This is a genomic window from Rhizobacter sp. P2_H2, from assembly GCF_056403375.1.
The window spans coordinates 1-8,727 of sequence record NZ_JBFUFP010000363.1 but is presented as its reverse complement, the minus strand read 5'-3'; the positions used below and the strand labels follow the sequence as shown (position 1 = coordinate 8,727).

The following is an 8,727-nucleotide window of genomic DNA, read 5'->3' as shown; positions in this document are numbered from 1 at the left end:
GTCGTGGACGACGCAGCGGCCGGCGTCGTGGCGGTAGTGGAGTTGCAGGCGACCGTTCCAGGCCATGGGCTCGGGGTGTTGATGCGGGGCGCGTGCAGTGTAGGGGCGGCCGCCGCATCCTCGGTCGGCACCGGCCGCCGCGTCTCCAGCAGCCAGATGCCGGGCGTGGTGTCGGCGAACGGGATCGCGACCGGCCCGAGGGCCGCCAGGCGGCGTTTGATCGACGGCAGCATGCGAGCCTCCTTCAGTGCGTCCGTGCGCCGGTGCGCGTGAACGGGGGCTCGGCCGGCTCGTCCACCGCCGGCTCGTCGAAGTAGCGGGCCGCCATCGCCTGCGCCATCTGCGATGGCGTCAGCAGCTGCAGGTGGGCCGGCGGCGCGGTGCTGCGGCTGATCAGGTCGAGCAGCAGGTCGAGTGCGATCGCGGTGGTCGACAACGCGAGCCACAGCAGCACCTGCTCGAGCCAGTCCTGCCCGATCACCAGCGCGACCGGCACCGAGACCCACAGGCTCAGGCAGTAGAAGCAGGCGAGCGACGAGCCCTCGCCGGCCCAGCGCCGCAAGGTCTCCAGCACGCGGCGCGGGCCGGCTTGCACGTGCAGCAGGTGGGTGAGGCGCCAGACGGCCAGCGCGCCAAGGACGGACAGGTACCACTTCATGGGCGTCTCCTGAGGATGGGATGGGGTGGAGGAATCCATGGACCGCATTCCATCGGCCCCGCCTTCCCATTGACACGCCCGTGTGCGGCCCGATCGCCCCGGGCGCGAGACGATCACGAGACGATGGGGCGCCGGACACAAAAAACCCCTGGGAGGACGGGCCTCGCAGGGGTTGAGGGGGAGCGCGGTGTGATCAGGCGCGGCGCGGTTTGTCCTCTCCCTTGGGGATGATGTCCCCGTCACCGCAGGGGTCGGGTTGGCGGCCCTTCGGCGGCTCGTAGCGCGCGTTGAACACCGGGAACTCGGGGATCGCCGCCGGCAGCAGGCCCTTGAACGGTTGGCCCTTGTGGTACTCGACGATGAAGTCGACCCAGTCGGTGACCTTCACGAAATCGATGATGTGCGGCTGCACGCGCGGCAGCGTCGGGTCGGGGTTCACGTCGAGGTAGTACGGCGAGCGCCAGTCCCACAGGCCGAGCAGCAGCGGGTCGGGCAGGAAGATGTTCATCGCGAGGTTCTTCGCCGAGAAGTCCCACAGCGCGCCGGGGGCCGTCCACGGCGCGTCGACGGCGCCGTAGCGCTTGATGTCCTTCAGCGCATCGCGCAGCCCGGCCGCCGCCTGCTGCACCTTGAACGGCGCGAAGTCGGTGGCCAGCAGCTCGGTGGCCAGGCTGTCGATGTCGGTCAGCTCGTCCGGCGTCTCCAGGTCCAYGTTGGCGTTGGTGTCGAACTGCTGGGCGCGGCGGATCGCGGCGCGGATCTTCTGCACGATCGCCGGGCGTTGCGCAGGCGTCGAGGTGCGCAGCGCGGCGAGCAGCGCATCGGCCAGGTCGTCGATGCGCTCGACGATCGCCTGCAGACGGCCGAGCTGCACGACGCAGCCGACGGTCGGGTGGTTGCCCTTCGCGGCGAGGATGTCCTTGTTGCCGTCGGCGAACCACTGCGCGAGCTGCTGCGCGGTGGCGCTGCCGGCCGCCGCCAGTTTCTGGAACACCGCCGGGTAGGCCGCGCCGGCGGTGAAGAAGTTGTAGTTCTCGTAGCCGGTCGCGTAGTCGGCGTACGGCGCCACCGTGTGCAGCACCTCGACCGACATGTTGAAGCAGTTGTTGAAATGGATCGCGGCCAGCTTCGGGACGCCGGCGTCCTGGGCCTGCTTCAGCGCGTCGCCGAGGCCCCAGGTGGAGAGCGGCATCTGGCTGACCGGCAGCACCGGCGAGCCCTGCGGCAGCACCGGTGACCCCTGGGGCAGCACCGGCGAGCCTTGCGGCAGCACCGGGGTGCCGCCCGATTCGCTGAGGTGCCACTCGAAGGCGCCGCCGGCGGTGATGTTGTGGGCCGTCAGCTTGCTGCGATCGATCTCGGGCAGGAACCCGGCTCCATGGCCTTCGAGCGCGAGCACCAGTGCGGCGGCGGGATGGGCCTGGTGCGCCTGGCGCAACAGGCCGGCCAGCGTGTTCGGCGAGGTCATGTCCTGCTTCCAGCGCGAGGTGACGACCACGTCGGCCGGCTGCAGCGCCGCGATCTCCACGAGGTAGGAATCGTCGTCGGCCAGGTCGATCAGCGCGGTGACGTGCACGCCGCTGGCAGCGATCTTCGGCAGGGCCCGCATCAACGGGTGCTGCGACAGGTCGCGCGAGGTTCCGTCGGGGAACCCGCTCAGCACGGGATCGCCGCCGAACGGCGCGAGGACGACCAGCGCGACGCCGTCGGTCGCGGACGAGGTGTTCGGATCGGAAGCAAGGAGGCGGGGCAGGGGCATGACGGTTCCTCGATGAGGCAATGGGTGCGAAATCGCGTCGATACACTAACCGTCGCGCGCTCGCATGCCCAGGCATGGCGGACCGCGCAAATCCGTCGCGGTCCGGACGATCGCGAGACGATGCACCGGATCCATGGCGAACCATCCCCCTAACTTGCAGGGCGGCCCAGGTGCCGCAGCGCTGCCGCTGCCGGCCGGCACGGTGGAAACCCTGCTGGGGCAGGCGCTGGCCGCCCACAAGACGGGCACGCTCGACGACTGGCTGCGGCGTCGGCCCCGGGCCACCCGCTGGTTCGTCAGGCGCTTCCTGCAGCCGGTGCTCGGGACCGCCGGCGATGCGTTGCCGCGCGACCGTGCGCTGGTCGAGGCGACCGCGCTGTGGCTGCGCTGGGTCGTCTCGCAGCTGCGCCCCGACCAGGCGTCCGTGCTCTCCGGCATCGATGCCGCGGCATGGGTGGATCGCACGAGCTGGCGGCCGATGCTGGCCTTGATGTGCCACTACGGTTTCGAGCCGGTGCCCGATTTCCGGCAGCGCTACCGCCGCCATCCCGACGAGGCGGCCAGCGAGAACCTCTGCGGGCTGTGGGCGATCGGCCCGAGCACCTTCTACCGCTATCTCGAGAAGGGCAAGCGCCTCGCGGCCGAGGCGCTGCTGGAGCGCCCCGCGGCCGGCGAGCGGCGCATCGCGATGCGGCAAATGGTGCTGCGCGAGCTGCTGCCTCGCCTGGAGCTCGCGTCACCGGCGGAACTGGTCGATTGGCACCGGCGGCAATCGACGCTGGCGCTCGCGCAACAGGACACGTTGTCGGCGCTGTGGCACCTGCAGCAGGCGAGCGCGCCGGCCGCCTTCATCGAGCTGCTGCAGCGCGCGCGGGTCGACGTGGCCGACGATGCGGAAACCGATGCGCTGATCGCGCTCGTGGCCGCCGGTGCGTCGGACCCCCGGCAACGCTTCGACCTGCTGCTGGCACAGGCGGCGTTGTGGCGCATCCGCGATGCCGGCGATCGCGAGCGCCAGGCCTATGAGCAGGCGCTGCGGCTGGCCAACGGGTGCGGCGACGCCCTGATGCTGGGCATCGTCTACGGCGCACTCGGCAAGTTCTATGAACCGCGCGACGCCGACCGTGCCTTCGCGTGCTACGAGGACAGTGCGGAGTTCCTGCGCCGCGCGGGCCTGGAGGACGGCCGCCCGCCGGGTGCGGCGGTCGCCGAGGAGTACCTGGCGACGCTGGTCAAGCTCGCCYGGCTCTACGTGCTGCGCAACGACCCGCGCTCGCGCGCCGTGCTGGACCGGGCGGAGCCGTTGCGCCGCGACCCGTCGCTGTCGCCCGCCACGGTCGGCATGCTGGAGCAGACCTGGGGCGAGTACTGGCGCCGGGCCGGCGACCTGCGCCGGGCGCTCGAGCACAAGCACCGCGCGCTGAACATCTTCGAGCGCGAGGGCGACCGGCTGTCGGTGCTGAAGACCTACGCCAACCTCAGCCTGATCTACGGCGACGCGAAGGATTTCGACAGCGCGATCGCCTATTCGCAGCGCATCCTCGGGATGGCCGGCAGCGTTCCGATCGAACCGGAAACGCTGACCAGCACGCACCTGAACCTCGGTGCGACCTACTTCTGGCAGGGCCGCTACGGCGAGGCGATCGCCGAGTACCGGCAGGCCCTCGCGATGGGGGAGCAGGCCGGCCTGAGCCTGCACGTGCGCCGCGCGCACTACAACCTGGCCGAGGCGCACTACAAGCGCTACCAGCTCGACGCACAGCCCGATGACGAAAGCCAGGGCGATGCGCACGCGGCCGCGGCGCTGAAGGTCTCGCCGGGCGACAGCGATCCGGCCCACCTTGAGGCCACGCGCAACCTGAAGACCGAGATCCTCGGCCCGCGCGACGGCGCGCCCTACGACCGCCTGCTGCCGGAGGAATTCGCGGCCCACTTCGACGAGATGGCGCAGATCCAGCGCCACCGGGCAGTGCTGGCCGTGCCGATGGGGGCCGAGGCCCATGTGCGCGCGCGCCTGGCCATCGCGAACGCCTACCTCGCGATGTCGTCGAAGGAGCGCGAGGCGGCGCTGCAGCTGATCCAGAAGCACGGCCTGGGCGACGGCTTCGCGGCCGAGTTCGAGCAGCTGCGCAGCACCTTCAACCGCGAGCTGACGCGACCGATGGCCTGCCGCCGCGGCGGCAGTTCGACGCGTGGCGCGAGGTGATCGTCGATGCGCACCTGAGCTGGGACATCCCGAAGATCGCCTGCGACCGCTTCCCCGCCTTCATGCGCCAGCACCGGCTGGGCGGCGTGCGGCTGACCGACTGCACGTCCGCGGCGACGGTGAGCGGTACGCGCGGGCGGCGGCAGATCGCCCGCGACGACAGTGCCTGGCTGACCGTCGTGATGGTCGCGCAGGGCACCGAAACGCTGCGCTTCGGCGGCGACCGCGAGCTGCAGCTGGGCGCCGGCATGTTCACGCTCTGGGACAGCACGCAGCCGATGGCCTTCCAGACCAGCGACGACCTGCGCCAGATGTCGATGCTGGTGCCCGAGGCCGAGCTGCTGCGCCGCCTGCCGCGGGTGCGCGACCTGGTCGGGCGGCCGATGGACGGCCGGCAGGGCGCGGGCGCCTTGTTCGTCGAGCATTTCCAGCTGCTGATGCGGCGCTTCGGCGAGCTTCCCGCCGCCGGGCGGCAGGTAGCGCTGGGCGGCGCGCTCGACCTGCTGGGCCTGTGCCTGGGCGAGCAGCCGGCGCCGGGCCTGCGGCAGCTGGTGCGCGAGCAGCTGCTGCGCCACATCGAACAGCACCTGGCCGAGCCCTCGCTCGGCGTGGCGATGCTGGCGCGCCGCTTCCGCATGAGCGAGCGCAACGTGCACAAGCTGTTCGAAGGCACCGGCGAGACGGTGAGCGGCTGCATCCGCGACCGCCGCCTCGCGATGTGCCGGCGTGACCTGGAGGCGCCGGCGATGGCGGCGCGCCCGATCGCCGAGATCGCCCGCCACTGGGGCTTCGCGGACCCCAGCCACTTCAGCAAGGTGTTCCGGGCCGCCTACGGCGTGTCGGCGCGCGAGTTGCGTGCGAAGGCCGGGCGCTGACCGTCGCGCACCACCACCGTCCCTGCCAGCTTGTCGTGCCAGCCCTGCTTGCGTGCGTCGAAGGCGATCCAGAGGAAGCCGAGGAACAGCGGGAGGCTCGAGAGGTAGTAGCCCAGGTAGCGGCCGACGGACTGGCCCAGCGTCGGCGGCAGTCCGGTCTTCGCGTCGACGATCCGCATCTTCATCGCCATCTTGCCCGGCGTCGCCTGCCACTTCATCCAGCAGCCGATGTAGAGCACCGCCGGGAAGACCCAGGTCAGGAAGAACTCGAGCGGGTCGCCGGTGCTCGGGAAGGTCTTGGCGGGGACGTGCTTCAGGGCCCCGTAGTCGGACCCGTAGAAGAACCGGACCAGCGGGATGAAGAAGGCCAGGAAGAGCAGCGTGTCGGCGAAGCTGGCGATCGATCGCCGCCAGAATCCTGCGTACGCCACCTGCGTCGGGTTCGCATCGAGGTCGGCGACGGGAGCCTTCGGCGGGGCGTAGGGATTGGTGCTCATGCAGGACTCTGCGGGTGGGCGATCCCCGGATTGGCATCCGGGCTACGGGTGTGCACCGGCTTCGTACCAGCGCTTCAACACGGCTCGCTCATCATCGCTGATCTGCGTCGCATTGTTCAACGGCATCAGCTTCAGCACCACCGCCTGCTGGTAGACCTGCTGCGCATGCGCGGCGATGCCCTGCGGCGAATCGAGCCGCACGCCCTTGCTCGCGAGCTGCTCGTTGTGGCACATCACGCAGCGCGTGCCGACCACCTGCTGCACCTGCGCGAACGTGACGGGCTGCGAGGCCTGCGCAGCCGGCTTCGATGCCGGCGCGAGCCACACCGCCACCCCGGCCAGCAGCGCCGTGCCCGCCACCGCGAACTCCCACGGCACCCGCCTGCCCTGCGCCAGCGCCTTGTGCCGCACCACGAAGGCATGGCGGATCAGCGCCCCGGCCCCCATCACCAGCACCAGCACCGCCCAGTTGTGCGGCGCGCCGTAGAGAAAGCCGTAGTGGTTGCTGAGCATCGCGGCCAGCACCGGCAGTGTGAAGTAGGTGTTGTGCACGCTGCGCTGCTTGGCACGCTGGCCGTGCACCGGATCGACCGGCTGGCCGGCGCGCATCTGCGCGATCACGGTGCGCTGGCCGGGGATGATCCAGAAGAACACGTTGGCACTCATCGCCGTCGCCATCATCGCGCCGACCAGCAGGAAGGCCGCCCGGCCGGCGAACAGCTGGCAGGCGAGCCAGGCACCGACCACGACCACCACCGCGACCACCGCGCCGACGATGCGGTCGCCGTGGATACCGCGGCCGAACGCGCGGCAGATGCCGTCGTAGACGAGCCAGAACACCGCGAGGAAGGCCAGCGCCGCCGCGATCGCGCCGGCCGGCGACCACGCATGCACCCGCGCGTCGATCAGGAAGGTGCTGGCCTGCCACAGGTACAGCACCGTGAACAGCGCGAAGCCGGTCAGCCAGGTGGAGTAGCTCTCCCAGTAGAACCAGTGCAGGTGCGCCGGCAGCGACTTCGGCGCCACCATGTACTTCTGCGGGTTGTAGAAGCCGCCGCCGTGCACCGCCCACAGCTCGCCGTCGACGCCCTTGTCCTTCAGCTCGGGGGCCTCGGGCTTCAGCAGGCTGTTGTCGAGGAAGACGAAGTAGAACGACGAGCCGATCCACGCGATCGCGACGACGACATGCGCCCAGCGCAGCAGCAGGTTGACCCAGTCCAGCACATAGGCTTCCATGCGCGTCAGCTGCCGCGGTAGGTGGAATAGGCCCAGGGGCTCGCGAGCAGCGGCACGTGGTAGTGGGCGCCGGTGTCGGCCAGGCCGAAGTCGATCGGCACGCTGTCGAGGAAGGGGGGCTCGGGCAGCACGACGCCGCGCGCGCGGAAGTAGTCGGCCAGCTCGAACACCAGGCGGTAGCGGCCGGGCATGAAATCGGCGCCCTCCAGCAGCGGCCCGCCGGCGCGGCCGTCGGCATCGAGCTGCACGCTGCGCAGCAGGTGCGGCGTGGCGCCATCCACGCGATACAGGCGCACTGCCATCCCGGCGGCGGGGCTTCCGTTCATCGTGTCGAGCACGTGCGTCGTCAGTTTTCCCATGGTGGGAAAGTGTATACACTTTGCCTTCGAGAGCCAACCGAGCCGCCCGCTCCATGCCCCGCGCCGCCAGCCCCAAGTCGACCCCGCTGAAGCAGATCCGCCCGGCCCGGCGGCGTGCCGGCGCGGCTGATGGCGGCAGCGCGCAGCACATCGGGACCACGCAGCGCATCGTCGACGCCATCACCACCGCGATCGTCGAACGCCGGCTGATGCCCGGCACCAAGCTCGCCGAGCAGAAGATCGCCGATCTCTTCAAGGTCTCGCGCACGCTGGTGCGCCAGGCGCTGAACCAGTTGAGCCGCGACAAGCTGATCACGCTCGAGCCGGCGCGCGGCGCGCGCGTCGCGATGCCGAGCGTCGACGAGGCGCGCCAGGTGTTCGAGGTGCGCCACATGATCGAGGCGGCGCTGGTGCGCCGCGCCGCCGGCGCGCTCGATGCGGCGCAGCTGGCCGCGTTGCGTGCCCACCTGGCCGCCGAGCGCGAGGCCGTGCTGCGCACCGACGTCACCGGCCGCACGCGGCTGCTGGCCGATTTCCACGTCGTGCTCGCGCGCATGCTCGGCAACGAGGTGCTGGCCGAGATGCTGGCCGACCTGGTGTCGCGCTCGTCGCTGATCTCGCTGATGTACCAGTCGGCGCATTCGGCCGAGCATTCCTTCGAGGAGCACGTGGCCATCGTCGACGCGCTGGAGCGGCGCGATGCGCGCGCCGCGGTGCGGCTGATGCAGGCCCACCTGCGCAGCGTCGAGCGCAACCTGCGGCTCGATCCGCGTGTTCCGCCCCTGCCCGATCTCGCCGGCGCGACGCCGGCCCACGCCACCGCCTGAACGCCATGCCACCAACCACCTACCCCCGCGACCTCGTCGGCTACGGCGAGCACCCTCCGCACGCCGAATGGCCGGGCGGCGCCCGCATCGCGGTGCAGTTCGTGCTGAACTACGAAGAGGGCGGCGAGAACAGCGTGCTGCACGGCGACGCCGGCAGCGAGCAGTTCCTGTCGGAGATGTTCAACCCGGCCGCCTACCCGGCGCGCCACCTGTCGATAGAGTCGATCTACGAGTACGGCTCGCGCGTCGGCGTGTGGCGGCTGCTGCGCGAGTTCGAGCGCCGCGCGCTGCCGCTCACGGTGTTCGGCGT

At 70.8% G+C, this 8,727-nt stretch carries 9 protein-coding genes and 1 pseudogene; 4 read left to right on the top strand and 6 right to left on the bottom strand.

Features of this window, described 5'->3' with window-relative positions:
• The 3 genes from AC1D15_RS18010 to AC1D15_RS18000 form a co-directional block, all read right to left on the bottom strand.
• On the bottom strand, positions 1 to 233 hold a 233-nt coding region (locus tag AC1D15_RS18010), incomplete at its 3' end, for a hypothetical protein (RefSeq protein ID WP_477827059.1).
• An 11-nt stretch (positions 234 to 244) separates the two neighbouring features.
• Positions 245 to 658, bottom strand: a complete 414-nt coding sequence (locus AC1D15_RS18005; RefSeq protein ID WP_477827058.1) for a hypothetical protein — start codon at positions 656 to 658, stop codon at positions 245 to 247.
• A gap of 193 nt (positions 659 to 851) precedes the next feature.
• Positions 852 to 2,417 (bottom strand): clostripain-related cysteine peptidase, encoded by a 1,566-nt coding sequence (locus AC1D15_RS18000; protein ID WP_477827057.1) that lies wholly within the window; start codon positions 2,415 to 2,417, stop codon positions 852 to 854.
• A gap of 154 nt (positions 2,418 to 2,571) precedes the next feature.
• On the opposite strand from AC1D15_RS18000, the gene AC1D15_RS17995 reads away from it, so the two are divergent.
• Both AC1D15_RS17995 and AC1D15_RS17990 read left to right on the top strand, forming a co-directional pair.
• A complete protein-coding gene (locus AC1D15_RS17995) occupies positions 2,572 to 4,623 on the top strand; it encodes a tetratricopeptide repeat protein (protein WP_477827056.1) in 2,052 nt (683 codons plus the stop codon).
• Positions 4,620 to 5,498, top strand: coding sequence for an AraC-like ligand-binding domain-containing protein (locus AC1D15_RS17990; RefSeq protein ID WP_477827055.1), 879 nt, complete (start codon positions 4,620 to 4,622; stop codon positions 5,496 to 5,498). The genes AC1D15_RS17995 and AC1D15_RS17990 overlap by 4 nt, the downstream gene beginning before the upstream one ends.
• Here the strand turns inward: AC1D15_RS17990 and AC1D15_RS17985 are convergent.
• From AC1D15_RS17985 to uraH, 3 genes are read right to left on the bottom strand one after another with little or no spacing between them, the layout of a single operon-like run.
• Positions 5,453 to 5,995 (bottom strand): RDD family protein, encoded by a 543-nt coding sequence (locus tag AC1D15_RS17985; protein WP_465112774.1) that lies wholly within the window; start codon positions 5,993 to 5,995, stop codon positions 5,453 to 5,455. The genes AC1D15_RS17990 and AC1D15_RS17985 overlap by 46 nt on opposite strands.
• 42 nt (positions 5,996 to 6,037) lie before the next feature.
• Complete coding sequence (locus tag AC1D15_RS17980) at positions 6,038 to 7,231, bottom strand: urate hydroxylase PuuD (protein ID WP_477827054.1); 1,194 nt, start codon at positions 7,229 to 7,231, stop codon at positions 6,038 to 6,040.
• Positions 7,232 to 7,236: 5 nt separating this feature from the next.
• Positions 7,237 to 7,590, bottom strand: coding sequence for a hydroxyisourate hydrolase (gene uraH / locus AC1D15_RS17975; RefSeq protein WP_047506788.1), 354 nt, complete (start codon positions 7,588 to 7,590; stop codon positions 7,237 to 7,239).
• Between the two features lie 53 nt (positions 7,591 to 7,643).
• On the opposite strand from uraH, the gene AC1D15_RS17970 reads away from it, so the two are divergent.
• Positions 7,644 to 8,417: a GntR family transcriptional regulator gene (locus AC1D15_RS17970; RefSeq protein WP_477827053.1), complete on the top strand. Its 774-nt coding sequence runs from the start codon at positions 7,644 to 7,646 to the stop codon at positions 8,415 to 8,417.
• Positions 8,418 to 8,422: 5 nt separating this feature from the next.
• Positions 8,423 to 8,727 (top strand): annotated as a pseudogene (locus AC1D15_RS17965) (allantoinase); the annotation flags it as partial.

Coding starts and splice junctions, on each gene's coding strand:
- AC1D15_RS17985 (WP_465112774.1), bottom strand. CDS start 5,995: ATGAGCACCAATCCCTACGCCCCGCCGAAGGCTCCCGTCGCCGACCTC.
- AC1D15_RS17970 (WP_477827053.1), top strand. CDS start 7,644: ATGCCCCGCGCCGCCAGCCCCAAGTCGACCCCGCTGAAGCAGATCCGC.
- AC1D15_RS18005 (WP_477827058.1), bottom strand. CDS start 658: ATGAAGTGGTACCTGTCCGTCCTTGGCGCGCTGGCCGTCTGGCGCCTC.
- uraH (WP_047506788.1), bottom strand. CDS start 7,590: ATGGGAAAACTGACGACGCACGTGCTCGACACGATGAACGGAAGCCCC.
- AC1D15_RS17980 (WP_477827054.1), bottom strand. CDS start 7,231: ATGGAAGCCTATGTGCTGGACTGGGTCAACCTGCTGCTGCGCTGGGCG.